Raw genomic sequence first — 20,171 nt, 5'->3', positions numbered from 1 at the left:
GCCCCCAAATTTGAGTTTAGAGCGTATTGCTCTTTGTTGATTTTTAAAGGAACTTTTATGTTGAAGAAAACACCCTCTTTTAAGTTGGCACAGCTTGCCGTATTAAGCTCTGCTCTTTATATATCAAATATATGGGCAAATGAGCCTAATGCTAACGCGCCTTTTGAGGTAATGAGCGAAAAAGTGGAGGTGGCTCAGTCATTAACGGAAGAAGTGGGTGAGAATATTGCGCAATTAGAAGCGGAATATCGCGCAGAAGAGGAACGTAAAGCAGAATTAGCACGCCTTGAAGCGGCAGTGTTAAAAATTCAAGAAATTGTTGGGCAAAATGAATTACAGTTTAAACCGGCTGTTGCCAAGATTTATCTCGATAATGATTATCAAAAATTATGGACAGATGCTTCGGCTGAAAAACAATTTTTACGCGAGTATGCCGCAATTGTGGTGAGTGGGATTTCCCGGAAAGCACCTAAAATTCTAGAAGAAATTAGCCGAACAGATCCAAACAGTTTAGCTTATGATGTGTTATTAACTGATGCATTTCTAGATTATATGTATTATTCCCATAATATTTTAAAATCCGCGCAGCAGTGGCTTTATACAGCTAATGCTTATCGAGCAAAGTTACCAAGTGAAGTGCAGATCGCAGAATGGTTAGCGGCATTTAAATCGGGAGAGGCTTTTCAATTTGTTAAGAACTTGTCTTCGAATAACCCATTATATTTGCAAACGTTGGAGCGTTTAGCACAAATGCTACCTAAAGATGGCAAAGTTCAGCCAGTTCAATATGAAGAAGTTGAAGTGGTTGAAACCGTACCAGCAAAATCTCAGCCTGTTTCTAAAGGACCTTCCGCTGGGCTAACGACAACCTTGTATCCTGGCGATGTTTCTCAAGAAGTGATTTTATTGATTCGAGCGTTAAAACAGCGCGGTTATTTAAAAAATCATATTGATGGTCAATATTATTCCGAAGGTGTATTAGCAGCTGTAAAGGATTTCCAAACGAAAAATGGTTTGGCAGCTGATGGTGTGGTTGGGGCAAATACACGTGCCTTGTTAAACGGTGAAAGTAGACCACAACAGAAAGTGACTAAAGTCAAGAAAGTCGTAAAAACGCCACAAGGGGACAAAGTGTCCACCGCGCAATTGTATAAGTTAGCTATAAATGCTCAACGTTTGCGCGTGATTCCTGATTTTAATGATGGAATTTTTGTCAATATTCCAAGCTATCAATTACAGTATTATCGTGATGGTAATCTTGTTTTACAATCCCGCGTGATTGTGGGTAAAGATGCACGTCGTACACCTGTAATGTATAGCGAATTAAGTAATGTCGTTGTGAATCCACCTTGGAATACGCCAGCACGTTTAGTTAACGAAGATATTATCCCGCGAGCGCGTAAAGATCCTAGTTATCTTGAGCGTCGAGGCTATACTATCTTAGATAAACAAGGACGAGCGATTAACCCGAATAGTTTAGATTGGAGTAAAATTGATCCGAAAAAATTCCCATATCGTTTACGCCAGCGTCCAGGCGATAGTGCATTAGGGAATTACAAATTTAATATGCCAAGCTCTGATGCCATTTTTTTACATGATACGCCATCGCGAGGCTTATTTAATCAAAAAAATCGTGCATTAAGTTCAGGGTGTGTACGTGTAGAAAAATCAGATGAGCTTGCGACGATTTTATTAAAAGAAGCGGGTTGGAGTGATTCTCGTAAAAAGAATGTATTGGCGAGTAAAAAAACGACTTCCGCCCCAGTGAAATCTCATAATCCAGTTTATCTGTACTATGTGACGGCGTGGGTAGATAACGGGACGTTACATACTTTGCCGGATATTTATAAATATGATGTTACGCCAAATTTATCGCACATTAATTGGCAGACAGTGAATAAATATCTGTTGTAATTTTCAGCAAAATTTTAGTAGAATGGAAAGGTCGTTTTCTGACCTTTTCATATTTTTTTATTAGCTTTTAAAATTACGAACTTTTGATGAAAAGTGCGGTCGAAATTTTGTCATTTTTTAGGGTTAAAAATAGGAATTATGTACAATGAATGAAATAAACCGAACCCGCCGTAAATGGTTGTCTTTGGGAGGCATCATTTTAGGTGCCTCGTTATTGCCAAATACTGTATTGGCTTCTATTTCAACACCTAAACCTCGCTTATTAAATTTTAGAAATATTAATACTGGTGAAAAATTGAGTTCGACTTTTGTAGATGGTAAGGGCTTTTCAGCAGCAACTTTAAAAAAATTAGATCATTTATTACGTGATAGACGTTCCAATCAAATTCATAAAATGGATCCTAATTTATTTTCGAAGCTTTACCGCATTCAATCTCAACTGGGTTTACGTCAGGCTGAGATTTTAATTATTAGTGGTTATCGAGCGCCAGCAACAAATGCAGCAATGCGCCGTCGCAGTCGTGGAGTGGCGAGTAATAGTTATCATACTCGTGGGCAGGCTATTGATTTCCGTATTGAGGGAGCCTCACTTGCTAAGATAAAACAAGTTGCGGAACGCCTTAAAAATGGTGGTGTAGGCTATTATCCTCGCAGTAATTTTGTCCATATTGATACGGGGCCAGTCCGCACTTGGCGCGGTTCATAATTAAAAAAATAATGAAAAATAGACCGCACTTTTGCGGTTTATCTTTTTTAGACGAATAGAAATTGAGACTCATTATGCATTTAGAAATTATTCCAGTCACCGCATTTCAGCAAAATTGTTCATTGATTTGGGACGAACAAAAGAATGCGGCTATTATTGATCCTGGTGGCGAAAGCGAAAAGTTAATTCGTCGTATTGAAGAGTTAGAACTAAATTTAACCGCAATTTTATTGACCCATGGGCATTTAGATCATGTAGGCGCTGCACCAAAGTTAAAGGCGCATTTTGGGGTAGAGATCATAGGGCCTCATATTGCAGATGATTTTTGGTTTGAAGGTTTACCCCTACAAGCACGGAAATTTGGCTTATTTGAAATTGAGGCATTTGAGCCAGATCGCTGGTTGCCAGCACAGGGGGAAACATTAAATATTGCCTCATTTAATTTTGAAGTTCTACATCTTCCCGGTCATACACCTGGTCATATTGGTTTTATTGAGCATCAACATAATATAGCCTTTACGGGAGATGTTTTATTTCATGGTGGGGTTGGGCGGACCGATTTTCCAAGAAGCAATCATCAGGATCTATTAACCACAATTCGAGAAAAGCTTTATCCACTTAATGATGACATGGTGATTATTGCAGGACATGGGCCTTATACAACGATTGGGGCAGAAAAGCAGCATAATCCTTTTGTTAAAGGCTAAATTATAGGTAAATGCATGAAGCCCATTTTTCTTGAACTTCGACATTTGAAAACCCTGGTGGCTCTTAAAGAGACGGGCAGTGTGTCACTTGCAGCAAAACATGTGTATTTAACTCAGTCTGCATTATCACATCAAATTAAACTATTGGAAGATCAGTATGGTTTAACGTTATTTGAGCGTAAAACCCAGCCTTTGCGTTTTACCGCAGCAGGAGAGCGCTTGATTCAGTTAGCTTATGAAATTTTGCCGAAAGTGATTGAAGCTGAACGCGATTTATCCCGTGTGAAACAGGGAGAAGTCGGTGAATTGCGGATTGCCGTTGAATGTCATACTTGTTTTGATTGGCTCATGCCTGCAATGGATTCTTTTCGTCAAAATTGGCCATTGGTGGAATTAGATATTGTTTCGGGATTTCACACGGATACCGTTGGGTTATTGTTGACACACCGTGCAGATTGGGCGGTTGTTGCTGAAATTGAAGAAACGGCAGGCATAATACATAAACCGTTATTTGCTTATGAAATGGTTGGATTGTGTTCCAAAGATCACCGCTTGGCAAATAAAGAAGTTTGGCAAGCAGAAGATTTTATCAACGAAACATTAATCACTTATCCTGTTCCAGATGATATGTTGGATTTGTTGCGCAAAGTCTTACATCCAAAGGGGATTAATCCTACTCGTAGAACAAGTGAACTCACGATTGCGATTATTCAACTCGTAGCCAGTAAAAGAGGGATTGCCGCCTTACCTTATTGGGCCGTTAAACCTTATTTAGATCGCGGTTATGTGGTGGCGCGTAAAATTACTTCTGATGGTCTTTATAGTAATTTATATGCAGCTTACCGAGAAAGTGATGGGACGGTAGCGTTTGTTGACGATTTTTATGAGACTGTAAAAGCACAAAGTTTTTCGACACTACCGGGCTTATCCCTGCTTGAATAGTGAAATGCGGGTGGATAAAACCCAAAGTGCGGTCTTTTTTCGGAATTTTTTATTATGTCTAGTGTAGTCATTCAAGCAGCAAAAGCTGCTTTCCCTTATACCTTACCGATGTTTGCCGGCTTTGGTTTTTTAGGTGTCGCCTATGGGATTTATATGAAATCATTGGGTTTTGAGGCGATTTATCCCATCTTGATGGCTGCCAGTATTTATGCGGGATCAGTAGAGTTTATTACCGCGAGTTTATTGGTTATGCCTTTTTCACCATTTAATGCTTTTTTGATTGCGTTAATGGTGAGTGGTAGACAAATTTTTTATGGTATTTCTCTCTTAGAAAAATTTCGAGATGTGGGAAAGAAAAAATGGTTTTTAATTCCCACAGTCGTAGATGAAAGTTTTTCACTGAACTACATGGCGAATATCCCACCGAATATTGATAAAGGGTGGCACATGGTTTTTGTTAGCCTTTATCTATATTTGTATTGGATTTTTGGGGCGAGTATGGGGGCATTGTTTGGAGCAATCTTGCCTTTTGATTTGACTGGAATTGAGTTTGCAATGACAGCGTTATTTTTGGTGATTTTTGCTGAAAATTGGTCAAAGGAATCTTCCCACGAAAGCTCCATTTTGGGTTTGGGCATTACGTTCACCGCTTTGTTAATTTTTGGTAAAGCGCATTTTTTAGTGCCGACATTAATAGGTATTTGGGTGGTTTTAACTCTGCGACGTGGGCAGTTAAAAAGTAAAATTGAATCTATATAAGGGAAAGCATGATGACCTTAAGTGAACAAATTATTACTATTGGTGTATCGGTATTAGCGGTACAACTTTTCCGCTGGCTACCTTTTATCGCTTTTCCAGCCAATCGCCCTATCCCAGATTATATTCGTTATCTCGGTAAGGTCTTGCCTGCTGCGATGTTTGGTATGCTAGTCGTCTATTGCTATAAAGATATTGATTTATGGACTGGGAATCATGGCGTGCCAAATTTTCTTGCCGGTGCGTTAACCCTAGCCTTGCATTTTTGGAAAAAGAACATGTTTCTTTCTATTGCGGCAGGGACAGGGTTTTATATGTATTTGGTTCAGGGAGTATTTGTATTATAACTGTTGAAGTATTTTTTCAATATGTGCAAATCCATTTAATCGACTTGCACTTAATCGCTGGGCAATACCCAGTTGAGAAAGATAATTTTTGATAGAAAACTCTCGCAATTGTGTTGCACTTTTGTCTTGAATTTCGAGTAAAATAATCCACAATAATCCATTTATAATGCGAGATTCGCTATATGCATAAAATTGAAAAGTGCGGTTATTTTTTTCTAAATATTTAAACCATACTTTTACTTCACAGCCCGGAATAAGTTGCATTTGGGAAAGAGATTCTTCATCTGGTCGGGGAAGATTTTTAGCTGCTTGAATAATGCAACGGTAGCGTTCTTCCCAATCTTTTGCATTGAATAATTTTTGTTGTAATTCATTCTTCATTTAATAAACTCAAACTTTTATCTAAAGCCGTAAAAAAGGCATTCACATCTTGTTCAGTATTATAAGGCGCAAAGGACAAACGTAAAGTGGAAGATTGCCCTAAACGAGCGATATAAGGTTGTGCGCAATGTTCTCCTGTACGTAGGGCAATTCGTTGTTCAGCAAGCAGGGTGGCTAAATCAGCACTTGCTATATTGTTAAACACAAAACAGACTATAGTACTCGGTTGAGGAGAATTAAATAATCGGCAATGGGCATAATGGGCTAAGCGTGCTTTGACGGTTTCGGCTAACTGTATAGCATGGTTTTCAGCGGCTTGAAATGGAATGTTTTTTAACCACGTTAGTGTCGCATTAAACCCAATTACACTAGCAATATTGGGCGTACCGGCCTCTAAACGATAGGGAAGCGGAGCAAAGACAATATTTTCATGGGAAACCTGTTCTATCATTTTTCCGCCATAAAGTAATGGCTGTAGACGTGTTAAGGCGTTGAGTTTTCCGCTTAAAACGCCGAGACCGTTAGGGCCATAGAGTTTATGAGCAGAAAAGGCGATGTAATCAGCATCAAGATCTTGAAGATCAATGGGAACATGGCTAATGGCTTGAGCGGCATCAACCAATACTAACGCGTTAGAATATTGGCGGACCAGTTCAATCAGCCGTTTAAGAGGTTGTTCTGTGCCTGTCACATTTGAGATAAAGTTTAACGCCACAATTTTAGTTTGTGTATTTAATGCTTGAATCAAGGCATTTTCATCAATGAGCCAATTATCTAAAATAGGTAAAATTTTGATTTTCGCACCGCACTTTTTAGCAATTTCGTGCCACGTAACGAAATTCGCATGATGATCCGCTTCAGAAATGAGAATTTCATCATTTTCCTTGAGTTCAGATAATAAGCCATAAGCAACTAGATTAATGGCATGGGTTGTTCCTGATGTCCAAATAATGTGTTGTGAAGATTCTGCATTGATAAGTTCTGCACAATGTTGCCGAGCTTGTTCATAAAGTGCGGTTTGTTTTTCTTCATATTGGCTGCGATGTACTGATCCGGCAGATTGATAAAATTGTACCGTTGCCTCAATTAATATTTGTGGTTTGAGTGCGGTTGCTGCTGAATCCAAGTAAATGGCGGCATCTGCAGATTGCAAATAAGGGAAATATTGACGAAATTGTTGCACATCAAAAGACATAAAAAATTCCTAATGTTTAGAATATGTTGATTTTTGTTTGCGCCATAGGCTTGGCGGGATAGGTGCGGGATCTCGCCATAAACCGATACGCTGGCGTTCGGCTTTTGCTTGAGCTTGAAAATAAATGGGTGATTTTACGTATTGATGATATGCCCAAGCCATACCCGATTGTACCATAATTAAATTGATATTTTGTCCATGCTGATTATACACTGTTGCGAGGGTTCGTTGATAACGATCATAGCCTGAAATGTGTAGGCGCACAGGTTGTTTGTGAATTAATTGAGCAAGTGTTTGTCTTGCACGATGACCAAAAGGTTGGGCGCTTTCTGGCGCATCAATTTCATTTAAACGCACTTTAATGGTTTTTTTATTATTTAATAAACAGGTAAAAGTATCGCCATCAGAAATAGAGATAACCCGACAATGTAACGTACGATTACTGAAAGAGGTGAGGCTAAAACAAAGACATATCAAAAATAAAATCAATCGCATAATTATTAAGGATAAAGAAATTTTCCCTAAAAAGATAACATAAGTTATAAAATAAGCGTAAAATTATTTTGTTTTGATCAAAAGCTTGAGAGTGATGTCATGATAAAGTATGTGTTTAATCTTTGTCGTTCTATAGTGATTTTATATGTCATGTTATGGCTTGGCGAAAGAGTAGAAACTTGGTTGCCTATTGGTGTACCGGCGAGTATTTGGGGATTATTATTCCTTTTTTTAGGACTTGTTTTACAATTAATTAAGGTCCGCTGGATCCAAGTCGGCGCAAATTTGTTTATTCGTTATATGGCTCTGTTATTTATTCCAATTTGTGTCGGTATTATCCAATATACAGATTTGTTAGTCGAGCAAGGAAAATCATTACTTATTCCGAATATCGTCAGTACATTAACGACATTGATATTATTTGCGTTATTATCCGACTATGTTTTTTCTCGTCGGGGTTATCAACGGGTTAAAAAAAGAACAAACCTTAAGAAAAATGGCTAAGTGAAATATGACATCAGAAATTTGGATTTATGGTTATAGTTTATTGACAATTGGTGTATTTGTATTCGCGCTTCAAATAGGGAAGTATTGGCGGTCATTGGTGTTTAATGCGTTTGTGCTAAGTGTTATTGCACTGGTTGTTATTTTGCTGTGTGCAGATTTACCCTATGAACAGTATATACGTGGAAATGCGCCATTAAATCACTTATTACCTCTAGGCATTGTTGCGTTAGCATTACCCTTGTATGAACAACTTGCACAAATTCGCAAGCAGTGGCGAGAGATTCTATTTATTACGACCACAGCTTCGTTGTTTTCCATGCTGACAGGGGGAATACTGGCAGTTATTTTAGGCGCAACACCTGATATCGCTGCGACATTATTGTCCAAGTCAGTCACTATGCCAATAGCAATGGCGATGACAGAAAATATGGGCGGAGTGCCAGCCATTGCAGCAATTGGTGTCATGTTAGCTGGGTTGCAAGGCTCTATTTTTGGATATGTGATTTTGAAAAAATGCCATATTCGTTATCGAGAATCTATAGGATTGTCTATTGGCGCCGTTTCCCATGTGTTAGGTACCGCAGCCATGATGCAACAAGATACGAAAATAGGGACATATAGTTCCTTAGCTTTGGTACTATGTGGCATAGTTAGCTCATTATTTGCCCCGATGGTGTTTAAACTGGTGTACTTCTTGTTTTAATTTGTTAGGCGTCGGATAAGTTGATCCATGCCTTGTTGATCGTAGCCTTCAAAATCTTGATCGTTGTCTTCAGTAATCACAACATTATTGGCAGCCAAGCAGCCATAAGATTCTAATTTATGTTTAGTAAAATTAGAGCGAGCAGCGGAGCTTGCGTTATTTAGACTAATCACCCCAATAATTGCGTTATTACAACGATGTTTATTGATGAATACTAAGTTATAGCCAGATTCGCGGATATAGCCGGTTTTGCTAATGGCGGCAGCAAACATATCTTCACGCACTAATTTATTCGTATTCGGCATAAACACATTTTTACGATTGGTTTTTATATAAGTCGATTTTGTATTAGAAAGTTCGCTAATTTCCGGTTTTTGCATGGCATACTTAGCGAGTTTAACGAGATCCATAGCGCTAGAGACATTTTGGCTGGATAAACCCGAGCTATCAATAAAACGGGTTGAGTGCATGCCCAATTGTTTGGCTTTTTGGTTCATTTTATAAATAAACTCTGTGCGACTCATGCCGGCTGAACGTGCTAGCGCGTGTGCGGCATAGTTATCCGAATGTATAAACATCGCTTTTAAAAGCTCAGAGCACGCAATAGGAGTATGTTTAGGCAGTTTTGTTCTCGTTCCTTTGATGTAGTCTGCATCGTCATCAGTTAACGCCGTGCTGCAATGTCTTTTAGCATTATTTTCAAGAAAAATGATAGCCGTCATGAGTTTCGTTACTGAAGCAATAGGGCGTACATTATTTGAAGCGCGACTTTCTAAAACGCGATTATGCGTAAAATCATATACGACATATGATTGCGCAAGAACAAGGGGAGAACTCATCAGCAGTAATGAGCAAAACAGTGATTTTTTCAACATCTTTGAAAGGACCTAAACTTAACGAATGCGGGGCATTATAGCGGTTTTTTGAGGGTAGATCACTTCGATTTTTGAAAAGTGCGATACAATTTTAAAAATTTTTAAAACTTACCGCACTTTGAGGAAATTCTACTTAAACACGTTCAAATTTAAACAAGATCGCAGTGGCAGGATCAAGATGAATCAAGGTTAACCCTACTTTAGTGAGCCACTCACCTGTGAATTCAAGACTTTCTCCTTGTAAAGCTTTTTGCAACCATTGCGGATATTTTTTCATTAAATGGCCTGATGTGCCATTACGCAATCCTGTTGGCAAATCCAGCACGTGAACGCGATATGTCGCATTAGGCTGTAATTCTGGGACCTTGAATATACCTGGAAGTAAATATTCAGGCATAGCAAGTTGTACAAAACAGAAAATAGCCTCAGATTGGTCTTGAGCGACAACACCATGAATTAACTGGGTTTCATCCCGTGTATCGACACGTACGACATTCCCACTGTGTAACAATGTGCGCAGGGATTTGTGTAAGGCAATGTATTTGGCAAATCCTGCTTTTTCTGCCGCTTCTTTTACGGGATCCAGTTCAACCCCCATATGCCCAAAGAGGGCGGTTAGGCCGCGAAATTGTAGATCGAGTGTGCGCCCTGTAGAGCAGTTTTGGGGGCTAGAGATATGTGCACCCATAGTTTCCGGTGGAAAGAAATAGCTCATGCCACGTTGAATTTTTTGTCTCTCTAAGGCTTCGGTATTATCTGATGTCCAAAAACGTTGTGTACGTTTGAGGATTTCATAATCAATACGTCCTCCTCCTGAGGCACAAGCTTCAATTTCTACATGTGGGTGACGTTTGCGGATTTCATCGTGTAAGCGGTACATTGCTCTGGTTTGTCCATCAAGGGAACTACGTCCGTTGTGTCCGGGTTGCACGATACGGCGGTTCATATCCCATTTGATATAGTCAATTTTGTGTTCACCCAGCAGCCAATTCATACGCTCAAGTAAATAATCAAATACTTGTGGATTTTGCAGATCAAGGGTGTATTGGTGGCGTTCTTCCGGTTGATCGTATCCTTTTATTTCCAATAGCCAGTCTGGATGGGCCTGATAAAGCTTGGTGGGTTTATTGATCATTTCTAATTCAACCCAAATCCCAAATTCCATACCTAATTCATGTACACGATTAATCACGGGATTAAGGCCTTGCGGATATTTATTTTCATCTAAATACCAATCACCCAATCCACCGAAATCGTCATTACGCCCGATAAACCACCCGTCGTCAATAATAAAGCGCTCTACACCCATTTCAGCCGCTTTTTCAGCCATCGCGATAATATGTTCAACTTGATGATCGAAGAAAACACCTTCCCAAATATTTAAGTGTACAGGGCGAGGGCATGGACGTGGATATTTAACAATATGCTCTCGGACGTGGCGATGAAATTGTTGACTCATGCCATTCAGACCGCGTGATGAATAGGTGGTGTATAACCAAGGTGTCGTATAGCTTTCCCCTTCGGCAAGCACGATTTCACCCGCAAACAACAGCGACTCAAATTGCACAAAACGTCGACCATCAATGCGTACATCAGCGCGTAGGCGAGTATTTCCACTCCAAGCAAAGTGGAATCCCCATAGATTACCCTGCTGCTCACTAAAATGTGGTTCACCCACAATGAGTATTGGGGGATATTCATGAGAGCTTCGCCCCATTCGGTTTTCCTGTATGACCGCACCATGTTTTAATAAGGTGCGATTAGGTTGAAATTCACGTAGCCAACGGCCATAGAAACTCATGACTTCTTCAGCATGATCGGGAAGGGGAAAGGTGATCCCAAGTCGATCTAGGGTGTAATCACCTCCTTTTTGGTTGGTGATGGTATTACGCATTTTTAACACGCCATTGTGATCAAGGGTAAATTCGGTGGCAAAGGCTAAGCCCGCGATAGGATCAAGTGCGGTCAGTTTGACAAAATTTTTTTCAAATTCAACCGCACTTGTCTGAAAGACGGGAGACCAATCCATGCCATTACGGTGTCCTTCCAATGTTGGGCTATAGAAGTTGCCGCGCCCATGCTCTGCGGCAAGGGTTAATGGTACATCAACATCTAGTCCCCCATTGGGTATGGCACGTCCAAGACTAAGAATATCAGCTTCATCAAACTGTTCTAAATGTTCACCAAAATAGAGAATTTCAGGATAAGGCGCTGTGCGTAAGATAAGATCATTTACTGGGCTAGTTAAACGGATATATTCTTGCATTATCAAATCCTCCATTAAGCATCGATTTTACGGTATTTATCAAGCAAGCGAATATTGACTTTAGCCAATAAATCACCATGAAGTTTGTAGAAACGAAAATACACAAGCAGCTTGATTACATAGAAGAATATCGGGAGGGCAATCATGATCATTTCCATCCAGAAAATTGTATTTTCACTTTGTGGGACATTAGGTACGTAGTTGATCGCGGTGAGTAAGACCCCAATAAGGAAAGCGGAAACGGCAGAACCTGCTTTTACCACCATAGTTTGTACAGCATAAGCAATACTTTCAGAGCGAATGCCTAGTTTGTATTCGCCATAATCCACTGTATCTGCAACCATAATGACTTGTAATGTCCAAAATAGTGCGCTGCCGATTTGCATGAAAATGCCTGCGGTGATGATTAAGAAAACATTACCACGATCAATGATACCGGTATAAGCGAGTAGCGCACAGCTTAAAATGGAGAAAATAGAGATACTGGTCCATAAGGTTTTACGTGAGAAGAATTTTGCTAAACGGGCAAAAAGAATAATGATGGCCAGATTTGCGATCCCTGCATAGGACATAAAATAACGGAACATATCTTTGTCACCTACTACATAGGTGAAATAATAAATCGCAAAACCTGAAATAATGTTGCCAGCAATGTTATAGCATAACGCCATGACTAATAAACTGGATAGTTGATCATTGCGTGGAATGAGTGATACTAACGTTTTAAGTGGAATCTTGCGTTTAGGGATATGGCTATCTTTTTCTAAGTTATCAGAAGAGTATTTTTCCTTTACATTGACTAAGGTAATAATCGTGGAGATAACAAAAAAAGCGATAATGACTAAGGTAAACATACGGAAACCATAACCTTTGTCTTCCCCGCCTACATAATCAACAAATGGCATACAAATCCCAGCGGTAACAAACCCGGCTAAGCTGGCAAAAAATCGTGGGTATGGGACGAGTTCTTCACGTTCTCTTTGATCGAGGGTTAAAGTGGGAGTAAGAGACCAAAATGGGATATCCATTAATGTATAAGTCATGCCCCAAAGAATGTAGGTAACAGCAATATAAATGATTTGTTCCGTACCGCTAAAGTAATCGGCACAAAATAGAGAAAACAGCGCGATAGAGTTCACAATCGTCCCGATTAAAATCCAAGGCTTAAATTTTCCCCAACGGGTGCGTGTATTGTTGACTATCCACCCCATAATCGGATCATTTAGCGCGTCCCATACTCGCGCAACCATAAAAATGGTTCCGACAATGGCTGCGCTAACGCCTAATACATCGGTGTAGTAGTACATTAAGTACATATAAACAATACCGATTGCAAAATCTTTACCATATGCGCCTAGTCCAAAACTTATTTTGGTTTTCATTGATAGTGCCATATTGAACTCCTTATTTATTTTTGATTTATCCACGCAGGTAGCCAATCTTTATGCGCAAGTAGTAATTCATCTACTAATGCATAGATTTCATCAAGACTTAATACTGCGGCAGTATGAGGATCTAACATTGCGGCATGATAAATTCGCTCTCGATTTTCCGTCAGAATTGCTTCAGTTGTTAAACGTTGTACATTGATGTTCGTTTGCATAAGGGCGGCTAAATGGTTTGGAATAGCCCCAATTTTGGTCGGTTGAATACCATTAGCATCAACTAAGCAAGGGACTTCAACACAGCATCCCTGTGGCAAATTATCAATTAAATTTTTATTTTCGACATTGCCATAAATAACGCTTGGTTCGTTAGTCCAAATAGCATTGATAATAGTGCTTGCATATTCTCTAGAAGCCGGTAATGAAATACTTTCGGCTTGTTGATAGGTTTCAAAATCGGCTTTCCATTGGGCAATTTGTTCAACACAACGTTTAGGATATTCATCCAGTGGAACTTGGTAACGTTCAATTAAATCTGGACGATTGGGTTTGATGAAATAAGGAGTATATTCTGCAAAATGCTCAGAAGATTCTGTCACAAAATACCCTAATTTCTTAAACATTTCATAACGGACAATATTTTGGCAACGAGGATTGTGCGGATTCGGTTTGGGAGCAGATCCGTTTTCATAGGCATTAAGAAGGGCTGGATAGATACTTTCATACTGACCATCGGCGATTTTTTTCTCAATTTCTAAATAAAATGCCATATGGTTGATCCCTGCGCAGCGATAGCGTAAATCACGATGATCAATGTCTAAGTCATGGGCTAATTCTTCAGCGGTTCCTTGTACAGAATGGCACAAACCTACTTGTTTTATATGAGGGAATTTTTCAAACATTGCCCATGTATTCATGGCCATTGGATTGACATAATTGAGCATGGTGGCTTGTGGACAAACGTCCGTCATATCTTCACAAATTTTCCAGAGGTGTGGAATAGTACGTAATGCCCTCATAATACCGCCTACTCCTAATGTATCTGCAATGGTTTGTTCCAATCCATATTTCTTGCAAATTTCAAAATCCGTCACAGTACAAGGTTCATAACCGCCGATTTGAAAAGCAACGACGACAAAATCCGCGCCATCTAGTGCCGCTTTTTGATCGGTAAAACATTGGATATGGCCTTGTGAACCGGCAGAGCGCATGAGTTTTTGTATGACAACATGAGATTCTTCCAAGCGTACAGGATCGATGTCCATCAACGCGATATTGGCATGGCGTAGGGCGGGTTTGTGAAATACATCGTTTAAAATATTTTTTACAAACACCGTTGAACCGGCGCCAATAAACGTAATTTTAGGATATGACATAATCTATTCCTCCTGAAGTGAACTTATTTTCTAGAAACAATTTAATCATGTCACAGGCTTAATGGTTTTTCTATCCCGAACTTTTAGGGATAATTCCTGAAAGCTCAGTTTTGGTGATTATGATGATATAAAATGAGTTTTCAGGATTATTTTGCTAAAAAACGCGATTTTTATTAACATGTAGTTGTTTATCTAATTTCAAAAAGTGCGGTTAAAAATGGAAAAGAAATCAGAACACAGCTTACAATTTAAAATTAATGATGAAAATAAGTATGGCAGTGAAGCTATTAGCCCGCTTTCTCTTTGTTTGGCACACTATCCATTAAATGTTGTTTTACAACATCCTCCGGGCGTGATGTCTGGTTATCACTGGCATGGTCATATGGAAATTAATATTCCTTTTGATGATGATGTGGAATATTTGTTTAATGGTAAACCTGTGATTATTAAAGCAAACCACATCGCACTATTTTGGGCATCTGTGCCACATAGATTAGTCAATTTAAATGGGTGTACTAAAATGGCGGTAATTGATGTTCCCGTTCATCAATTTTTAGCTTGGACATTGCCTCAAAAACTGATTAATCATATTACACATGGTGTCGTGGTTGAGTCTCAACACCCAAATTTAGTCAGCCTTTTTGAAATTCAGCGTTGGGAGAGAGAATTGGCATTATCCGATGTAAATCGCCAGCAGTTAGTTCATGATGAAATACAATTAATGGTAAAACGGATTGCGTTTGATGGTTGGACGTTACGTTTAGAGCAGGGCTATGATATTGGCAATAACCTTCCGCATTCATCAAAATACAGCCAGCATTATGTTAGCTTAATGTTAGACTATATTGCTAATCATTATAATGATGCGCTTACCGTCAGCGATGTGGCGACGGCGGTAGGATTAAATACAAATTATGCAATGGGATTATTTCAGTCAGTGATGCAGTTAACCATTAAACAATATATTCTTATGATGAGGATTAACCATGCTAAAGCATTATTAAGTGATACAGATAAAACAATGTTAGATATTTCCTTAACGGTAGGCTTTAATGCCATTAGCCGTTTCTATGATAATTTTCAGAAATATACAGGGGTTTCCCCTCTGAATTACCGAAAGCTAAGCCGCGCGAATAGTCAGTGGCAAGCACAAGGGCTTAACCCTCTGACCCAAACAATAAAAGGCGCAAGCGATGGCAAAAGTTTGCTTTTACCTGATGCCTCGTTGTAATGCGGATATTCCATCACGAGAGATGAGAGTCCTGATGGCGATAGTGGTGTAAAAGCGCTGTGTTTTATGGTTATTTAGCGTAATTTGCTATAAATTCATTTCTAACCCTAATTGATATAATGCATTTTTTTTATAATCATAAAGCTCTGCGACGATAGCAGCTGCTTTTTTTAGGGGGAGTTCTTGACTAATCAGTTTGAGGGCTTGAATAGCTTGAGGATTAAACTGTTTTTCTTCAGAATTTATTTTACCCTCAATAATGAGCACCATTTCCCCTTTAGTGCGATTGGGATCAGCTTTTAGCCATGCTAATAGTTGTGCTACCTCGTTACCTGTTATAGTTTCCCACGTTTTTGTAATCTCACGGGCAAGTACAACATAACGTGTTTCACCGAAAACCGTTTTAATATCCTCTAAAGTATCTAAAATACGATGAGTGGACTCATAAAAAATCAATGTACGTTCTTCTTCTACTAAGCGTTGTAATTTATCACAACGGGCTTTTGATTTAGCCGGAAGAAATCCCTCAAAGCAAAAGCGATCAGAAGCAATTCCAGCCGCACATAATGCTGTAATAGCGGCACAAGCACCAGGTAGAGGGCTGACCGTGATGCCTGCTTGACGACATTTACGTACTAAATGAAATCCAGGATCACTGATTAAAGGTGTGCCCGCATCAGAGATAAGAGCAATATTCACCCCTTGTTGTAATTTTTCTACCAGTAAGTCGGCTTTTTGCTGTTCATTATGATCATGTAGGGCGAAAAACGGTTTTTTAATACCATAATGGCTCAGTAGTAGCCCACTGTGACGGGTATCTTCTGCGGCAATCAGATCCACTGATTGAAATGTATCAAGGGCCCGTTGTGTAATGTCTTGTAAATTTCCAATAGGGGTTGCTACGATGTATAGTATTCCGAATGATTTCTGCATAATATAGGTCTTTAAATTTGATTTTAATTGTCGAGAAAGTTAAGATCCCTTTGTTGTTAACAATAATGTATGACAACAATGAGCTTATCAATCCTTACGGAGTAATTATGTCTACTATTTTATTACAACGCATTAATTTTAAAAATCTATTAATGCCTTTTTTCTGTGCGTTATTTTTAGCAGGTTGTACCACAGGAGGGCTTTTTAGCTTTGGTAGCGGTTTAACTGATTTATTAAAGAATGATGCACATGCCAGTTCGGATTTTTATTTAGGACGAGTTGCACAACAACAAAATCCAGAAGATAAAATCACTTATCAGCTTTTGGCTGCTCGCGTGCTTGTGACCGAAAATAAAATCTCACAAGCAGAAGCGGTATTAGCCGAATTGGGTAAGGTGGAGAACAAGGAACAGTTATTAGACAAAGCATTAATTGAAGCGGATATTGCTGCTGTAAAACGCCAAAATGACAAAGCAGAATCTCAATTAAAAGCGATTAACCTGTCACAATTAAGCCCGTCACAAACGGCTCGCTACTACCAAACAGAAGCACGTATCGCGGAAAACCGTTATGACGTAGTCGGCGCAGTGCGTGCACGCGGTAAAATGGATGCGGTGTTGACGGATACGCAAAAAAAACAAGAAAATAATGACCGCACTTGGGCATTATTGCGCCATGCAAATAAAGGGATCATCAATAATACTGATGCGCAAGGCGATGTGACATTAGCAGGGTGGTTAGCATTGGCAAAGGCCTATAACGATAATGTTGCTCAACCCGCGCGTTTAAATGAAGCATTGCAAAATTGGCGTGCCGCTTATCCTAGCCATACTGCGGCGTATTTATTCCCAACGGAATTACAAAGTATTTTTAATTTCCAACAGACACAATTAAATCAAATTGGTTTGTTATTGCCGCTTAGTGGTAATGCGCAATTGATTGGAAATACCATTAAATCAGGATTTGATGATGCACGTGGTGAAAATGCAATGCCAGTGCAAGTTTTTGATACAGTGGCAACACCGGTTGCAACTATTGTTGAACAAGCTAAACAAGCGGGTATTACTGCCTTAGTTGGGCCATTAATTAAAAGTAATGTGGATACCATGCTAAGCAGTGATATTCAGGGATTAGATATTTTAGCGTTAAATTCAACACCAAATTCTAGAGCATTAACCCAAGTATGTTACTACGGTTTATCACCAGAAGATGAAGCAGAATCTGCGGCAAATAAAATGTGGAATGATGGCGTGCGTGAGCCATTAGTGATCGTGCCACAAAGTGATTTAGGACAACGTACCGCTTCAGCATTTAATATTCGTTGGCAACAATTGGCCGCAACAGATGCTAATATCCGTTTCTATACAAACGCTGATGATATTGTGTTTGCTTTGCAAGAGAACTTAAATCAAAATGTACAAGCCTTATATATTGTTGCCTTAAGTGAGAATTTACCGTCAATTAAAACGGCGATTGACAATAGTAACCGCAATTTGAAATTGTATGCGAGTTCTCGTAGTAATTCGAGCAATAACGGCCCTGAATATCGCTTATTAATGAATGGGTTACAATTTAGTGATATTCCATTCTTTAAAGATACAAGTTCTGAGCAATATAAGAAAGTTGAAGCGTTAACAAATGGCGATTATTCTTTAATGCGTTTATATGCGATGGGATCGGATGCTTGGTTGTTAATCAATCAATTTAATGAGTTACGTCAAGTACCAGGCTATAGTATTACGGGTTTAACGGGGACATTAAGTGCTGGACCGAATTGTAATGTAGAACGCGATATGACTTGGATGCAATATGAAAATGGTGAAATCAAAATTTTGAATTAACTATGTTTTCATTAAAGCGTCAACAAGGGGCGAAGTTTGAGTATCAAGCTCGCCTCTTTTTAGAATCTCAAGGACTTCGGTTTATTGCCGCAAATCAGCAATTTAAATGTGGTGAAATTGATTTGATTATGCAAGATGGGCAAACTCTTGTCTTTGTTGAAGTTCGTCAGCGTAAAAATCAAAAATTTGGTACAGCATTAGAAAGTATCAATTGGGCAAAACAGCAAAAATGGATTAAAGCGGCTAATCTTTGGTTAGCGCAACATGACACCAGTTTAGAAGAAGCCGATTGTCGCTTTGATGTGGTTGCATTTGGCGGTTCTGCACAAGAAATGCAATGGTTGCAAAATTTTATTGAATTTAATAATTAGGGTTTTTATGCGCGATAAGATTAAAGATCTTTATACAGAAAGTTTACAAACTCAGATTTCTGCAGCGGAATTATTGCCTGATGCAATTATGCGAGCGGCGGAAAAAATGGTGGAATGTTTGATTAGTGGACATAAAATCATTGTATGTGGTCACGGGCGTGGCTATGCAAATGCACAAATTTTAGTGGCCAATTTGCTCAATCGCTATGAATTTGAGCGTCCAAGCTTTCCAGCGGTATTACTTTCATTAGATAGTGCGGTGGGTTCCGCCATTATTTTTGATGATAACCATATGCAATTGTACCAACGCCAGTTTAATGCGGTGGCTCAAACCGGTGATCTTTTGATTGTTCTGGCGTCGGGTAATGAAGAGGTTATTGTGAATGTCATTCATGCGGCTGCGGGAAAAGATATTCCTGTTGTTGCATTAACAAATGCACAGAATGATCATGTACATGGTGCATTATCTGAAAATGATGTGGCCATCGCGTCGCCGGCTACTAAAGAAAGTCGTATTTTAGAAAATCATCTTTTTGTGATTAATGCATTGTGTGAATTAGTGGATTATCAGATTTTATTTGCGCCAAGCGCGCCATCAGAATAAAGGAGAAAATCATGCAAAGAAAATTTAAATTAGCTATGTTATTAAGTGCCGCGTTAGTATTACAAGGCTGTGTTACGGCCGCTGTGGTGGGTGGTACGGCTGCTGTGGCAACCAAAGTTGCAACAGACCCAAGAACATTGGGGACCCAAGTAGATGATGAAACCCTAGAAGAAAGAGTTTCTTCTGCAATTAAATCAGATGAGCAAATTAAAGAAGAAGGCAGAGTGAATGTGATTTCCTATAACGGACGTGTGCTGTTAATTGGACAAGTACCGCAAGAAAGCCTCAAAGAAATTGCAAAAAACCTTGCCAGTGGCGTGGAAGGGGTGACAGATGTGTATAACGAAATTCGTATTGGCACACCGATTTCCATTGGACAAGTGAGTAAAGACAGTTGGATTACTACACAAATTAAATCAAAGTTATTGGTTAATTCTCAAGTGAAGTCAACCAGCGTTAAAGTGATCACGGAAAATGGTGAAGTCTTTTTAATGGGAAATGTGACACAAGATCAAGCCAATGCAGCAACAGAAGTTGCGCGTAATGTTGCAGGGGTTCAAAAAGTCATTAAAGTATTTGCCTATATTAATTAAGCATAAAGTGCGGTTTGTTTGGGAAAAGTTTTGGCAAACAGAC

Annotated in this window: 20 protein-coding genes and 2 pseudogenes; 14 read left to right on the top strand and 8 right to left on the bottom strand. The window is 39.2% G+C overall.

Translation table 11 applies throughout. The features are described 5' to 3' along the window. Nucleotides 1-57: 57 nt before the first annotated feature. The 7 genes and pseudogenes from CVP05_RS12915 to CVP05_RS01810 all read left to right on the top strand — a co-directional run. A pseudogene (locus CVP05_RS12915) lies at nt 58-1,047 on the top strand (peptidoglycan-binding protein); the annotation flags it as partial. A gap of 105 nt (nt 1,048-1,152) precedes the next feature. After that, nucleotides 1,153-1,914, top strand: a pseudogene (locus CVP05_RS12910) (L,D-transpeptidase family protein); the annotation flags it as partial. Between the two features lie 145 nt (nt 1,915-2,059). Next, nucleotides 2,060-2,620: a peptidoglycan L,D-endopeptidase MepK gene (mepK, locus tag CVP05_RS01830; RefSeq protein ID WP_100287847.1), complete on the top strand. Its 561-nt coding sequence runs from the start codon at nt 2,060-2,062 to the stop codon at nt 2,618-2,620. A gap of 74 nt (nt 2,621-2,694) precedes the next feature. Further along, nucleotides 2,695-3,327, top strand: a complete 633-nt coding sequence (locus CVP05_RS01825; RefSeq protein WP_100287846.1) for an MBL fold metallo-hydrolase — start codon at nt 2,695-2,697, stop codon at nt 3,325-3,327. A gap of 15 nt (nt 3,328-3,342) precedes the next feature. Further along, nucleotides 3,343-4,269 carry a LysR family transcriptional regulator gene (locus CVP05_RS01820; RefSeq protein WP_100287845.1) on the top strand — a complete coding sequence of 309 codons (927 nt, stop codon included), beginning with the start codon at nt 3,343-3,345 and terminating at the stop codon, nt 4,267-4,269. Nucleotides 4,270-4,323: 54 nt separating this feature from the next. Further along, the gene (locus CVP05_RS01815; RefSeq protein WP_100287844.1) at nt 4,324-5,028 is read left to right on the top strand and encodes an AzlC family ABC transporter permease; all 705 of its coding nucleotides are present in this window, start codon (nt 4,324-4,326) and stop codon (nt 5,026-5,028) included. An 11-nt stretch (nt 5,029-5,039) separates the two neighbouring features. After that, complete coding sequence (locus tag CVP05_RS01810; RefSeq protein ID WP_100287843.1) at nt 5,040-5,372, top strand: branched-chain amino acid transporter permease; 333 nt, start codon at nt 5,040-5,042, stop codon at nt 5,370-5,372. Here the strand turns inward: CVP05_RS01810 and CVP05_RS01805 are convergent. From CVP05_RS01805 to CVP05_RS01795, 3 genes are read right to left on the bottom strand one after another with little or no spacing between them, the layout of a single operon-like run. Further along, nucleotides 5,367-5,753, bottom strand: coding sequence for a SufE family protein (locus CVP05_RS01805; RefSeq protein WP_100287842.1), 387 nt, complete (start codon nt 5,751-5,753; stop codon nt 5,367-5,369). The genes CVP05_RS01810 and CVP05_RS01805 overlap by 6 nt on opposite strands. Next, entirely contained in the window at nt 5,743-6,948 is a 1,206-nt protein-coding gene (locus CVP05_RS01800) for a cysteine desulfurase (protein ID WP_100287841.1), read from the bottom strand. The genes CVP05_RS01805 and CVP05_RS01800 overlap by 11 nt, the downstream gene beginning before the upstream one ends. A gap of 9 nt (nt 6,949-6,957) precedes the next feature. Then, complete coding sequence (locus CVP05_RS01795; protein ID WP_100287840.1) at nt 6,958-7,443, bottom strand: thermonuclease family protein; 486 nt, start codon at nt 7,441-7,443, stop codon at nt 6,958-6,960. 99 nt (nt 7,444-7,542) lie between these two features. Between CVP05_RS01795 and CVP05_RS01790 the strand changes: the two genes are divergently transcribed. After that, nucleotides 7,543-7,947 (top strand): CidA/LrgA family protein, encoded by a 405-nt coding sequence (locus tag CVP05_RS01790; protein WP_100287839.1) that lies wholly within the window; start codon nt 7,543-7,545, stop codon nt 7,945-7,947. Between the two features lie 7 nt (nt 7,948-7,954). Further along, nucleotides 7,955-8,653 carry an LrgB family protein gene (locus CVP05_RS01785; protein ID WP_100287838.1) on the top strand — a complete coding sequence of 233 codons (699 nt, stop codon included), beginning with the start codon at nt 7,955-7,957 and terminating at the stop codon, nt 8,651-8,653. Here CVP05_RS01785 and CVP05_RS01780 read toward each other — a convergent pair. The 4 genes from CVP05_RS01780 to melA all read right to left on the bottom strand — a co-directional run bounded on the left by CVP05_RS01780 (nt 8,650) and on the right by melA (nt 14,555). Beyond that, the gene (locus CVP05_RS01780; RefSeq protein ID WP_100287837.1) at nt 8,650-9,528 is read right to left on the bottom strand and encodes a D-alanyl-D-alanine carboxypeptidase family protein; all 879 of its coding nucleotides are present in this window, start codon (nt 9,526-9,528) and stop codon (nt 8,650-8,652) included. The genes CVP05_RS01785 and CVP05_RS01780 overlap by 4 nt on opposite strands. 133 nt (nt 9,529-9,661) lie before the next feature. Then, complete coding sequence (locus tag CVP05_RS01775; protein ID WP_100287836.1) at nt 9,662-11,794, bottom strand: alpha-galactosidase; 2,133 nt, start codon at nt 11,792-11,794, stop codon at nt 9,662-9,664. Between the two features lie 14 nt (nt 11,795-11,808). Then, nucleotides 11,809-13,188: a melibiose:sodium transporter MelB gene (melB, locus tag CVP05_RS01770; protein ID WP_100287835.1), complete on the bottom strand. Its 1,380-nt coding sequence runs from the start codon at nt 13,186-13,188 to the stop codon at nt 11,809-11,811. 14 nt (nt 13,189-13,202) lie between these two features. After that, nucleotides 13,203-14,555 carry an alpha-glucosidase/alpha-galactosidase gene (gene melA, locus CVP05_RS01765; RefSeq protein WP_279324771.1) on the bottom strand — a complete coding sequence of 451 codons (1,353 nt, stop codon included), beginning with the start codon at nt 14,553-14,555 and terminating at the stop codon, nt 13,203-13,205. A 217-nt stretch (nt 14,556-14,772) separates the two neighbouring features. Between melA and melR the strand changes: the two genes are divergently transcribed. After that, nucleotides 14,773-15,786, top strand: coding sequence for a transcriptional regulator MelR (gene melR / locus CVP05_RS01760; protein ID WP_100287833.1), 1,014 nt, complete (start codon nt 14,773-14,775; stop codon nt 15,784-15,786). 87 nt (nt 15,787-15,873) lie between these two features. Here melR and rsmI read toward each other — a convergent pair whose 3' ends face one another. Continuing rightward, nucleotides 15,874-16,719: a 16S rRNA (cytidine(1402)-2'-O)-methyltransferase gene (gene rsmI, locus CVP05_RS01755; protein WP_100287832.1), complete on the bottom strand. Its 846-nt coding sequence runs from the start codon at nt 16,717-16,719 to the stop codon at nt 15,874-15,876. 107 nt (nt 16,720-16,826) lie between these two features. On the opposite strand from rsmI, the gene CVP05_RS01750 reads away from it, so the two are divergent. The 4 genes from CVP05_RS01750 to dolP are packed head-to-tail and all read left to right on the top strand — an operon-like array spanning nt 16,827 to nt 20,128. After that, nucleotides 16,827-18,560, top strand: coding sequence for a penicillin-binding protein activator (locus CVP05_RS01750; protein ID WP_100287831.1), 1,734 nt, complete (start codon nt 16,827-16,829; stop codon nt 18,558-18,560). Between the two features lie 2 nt (nt 18,561-18,562). Beyond that, nucleotides 18,563-18,931 carry a YraN family protein gene (locus CVP05_RS01745; RefSeq protein ID WP_100287830.1) on the top strand — a complete coding sequence of 123 codons (369 nt, stop codon included), beginning with the start codon at nt 18,563-18,565 and terminating at the stop codon, nt 18,929-18,931. A 7-nt stretch (nt 18,932-18,938) separates the two neighbouring features. Next, nucleotides 18,939-19,535 (top strand): D-sedoheptulose-7-phosphate isomerase, encoded by a 597-nt coding sequence (locus CVP05_RS01740; RefSeq protein ID WP_100287829.1) that lies wholly within the window; start codon nt 18,939-18,941, stop codon nt 19,533-19,535. 11 nt (nt 19,536-19,546) lie between these two features. Further along, the gene (gene dolP, locus CVP05_RS01735; RefSeq protein WP_100287828.1) at nt 19,547-20,128 is read left to right on the top strand and encodes a division/outer membrane stress-associated lipid-binding lipoprotein; all 582 of its coding nucleotides are present in this window, start codon (nt 19,547-19,549) and stop codon (nt 20,126-20,128) included. The last annotated feature ends 43 nt before the right edge of the window (nt 20,129-20,171 follow it).

It is taken from the genome of Conservatibacter flavescens (genome assembly GCF_002795425.1).
Classification (GTDB): domain Bacteria; phylum Pseudomonadota; class Gammaproteobacteria; order Enterobacterales; family Pasteurellaceae; genus Conservatibacter; species Conservatibacter flavescens.
This window is presented reverse-complemented; position numbering and strand designations above follow the sequence as displayed.

Bases quoted from the DNA above. Each gene is read 5' to 3' on its own strand.
- CVP05_RS01795 (WP_100287840.1), bottom strand. From the start codon at position 7,443: ATGCGATTGATTTTATTTTTGATATGTCTTTGTTTTAGCCTCACCTCT.
- CVP05_RS01775 (WP_100287836.1), bottom strand. From the start codon at position 11,794: ATGCAAGAATATATCCGTTTAACTAGCCCAGTAAATGATCTTATCTTA.
- mepK (WP_100287847.1), top strand. From the start codon at position 2,060: ATGAATGAAATAAACCGAACCCGCCGTAAATGGTTGTCTTTGGGAGGC.
- CVP05_RS01815 (WP_100287844.1), top strand. From the start codon at position 4,324: ATGTCTAGTGTAGTCATTCAAGCAGCAAAAGCTGCTTTCCCTTATACC.
- CVP05_RS01820 (WP_100287845.1), top strand. From the start codon at position 3,343: ATGAAGCCCATTTTTCTTGAACTTCGACATTTGAAAACCCTGGTGGCT.
- rsmI (WP_100287832.1), bottom strand. From the start codon at position 16,719: ATGCAGAAATCATTCGGAATACTATACATCGTAGCAACCCCTATTGGA.
- melR (WP_100287833.1), top strand. From the start codon at position 14,773: ATGGAAAAGAAATCAGAACACAGCTTACAATTTAAAATTAATGATGAA.
- dolP (WP_100287828.1), top strand. From the start codon at position 19,547: ATGCAAAGAAAATTTAAATTAGCTATGTTATTAAGTGCCGCGTTAGTA.
- melA (WP_279324771.1), bottom strand. From the start codon at position 14,555: ATGTCATATCCTAAAATTACGTTTATTGGCGCCGGTTCAACGGTGTTT.
- CVP05_RS01825 (WP_100287846.1), top strand. From the start codon at position 2,695: ATGCATTTAGAAATTATTCCAGTCACCGCATTTCAGCAAAATTGTTCA.
- CVP05_RS01740 (WP_100287829.1), top strand. From the start codon at position 18,939: ATGCGCGATAAGATTAAAGATCTTTATACAGAAAGTTTACAAACTCAG.
- CVP05_RS01790 (WP_100287839.1), top strand. From the start codon at position 7,543: ATGATAAAGTATGTGTTTAATCTTTGTCGTTCTATAGTGATTTTATAT.
- CVP05_RS01785 (WP_100287838.1), top strand. From the start codon at position 7,955: ATGACATCAGAAATTTGGATTTATGGTTATAGTTTATTGACAATTGGT.
- CVP05_RS01805 (WP_100287842.1), bottom strand. From the start codon at position 5,753: ATGAAGAATGAATTACAACAAAAATTATTCAATGCAAAAGATTGGGAA.
- melB (WP_100287835.1), bottom strand. From the start codon at position 13,188: ATGGCACTATCAATGAAAACCAAAATAAGTTTTGGACTAGGCGCATAT.
- CVP05_RS01800 (WP_100287841.1), bottom strand. From the start codon at position 6,948: ATGTCTTTTGATGTGCAACAATTTCGTCAATATTTCCCTTATTTGCAA.
- CVP05_RS01745 (WP_100287830.1), top strand. From the start codon at position 18,563: ATGTTTTCATTAAAGCGTCAACAAGGGGCGAAGTTTGAGTATCAAGCT.
- CVP05_RS01780 (WP_100287837.1), bottom strand. From the start codon at position 9,528: ATGTTGAAAAAATCACTGTTTTGCTCATTACTGCTGATGAGTTCTCCC.
- CVP05_RS01810 (WP_100287843.1), top strand. From the start codon at position 5,040: ATGACCTTAAGTGAACAAATTATTACTATTGGTGTATCGGTATTAGCG.
- CVP05_RS01750 (WP_100287831.1), top strand. From the start codon at position 16,827: ATGTCTACTATTTTATTACAACGCATTAATTTTAAAAATCTATTAATG.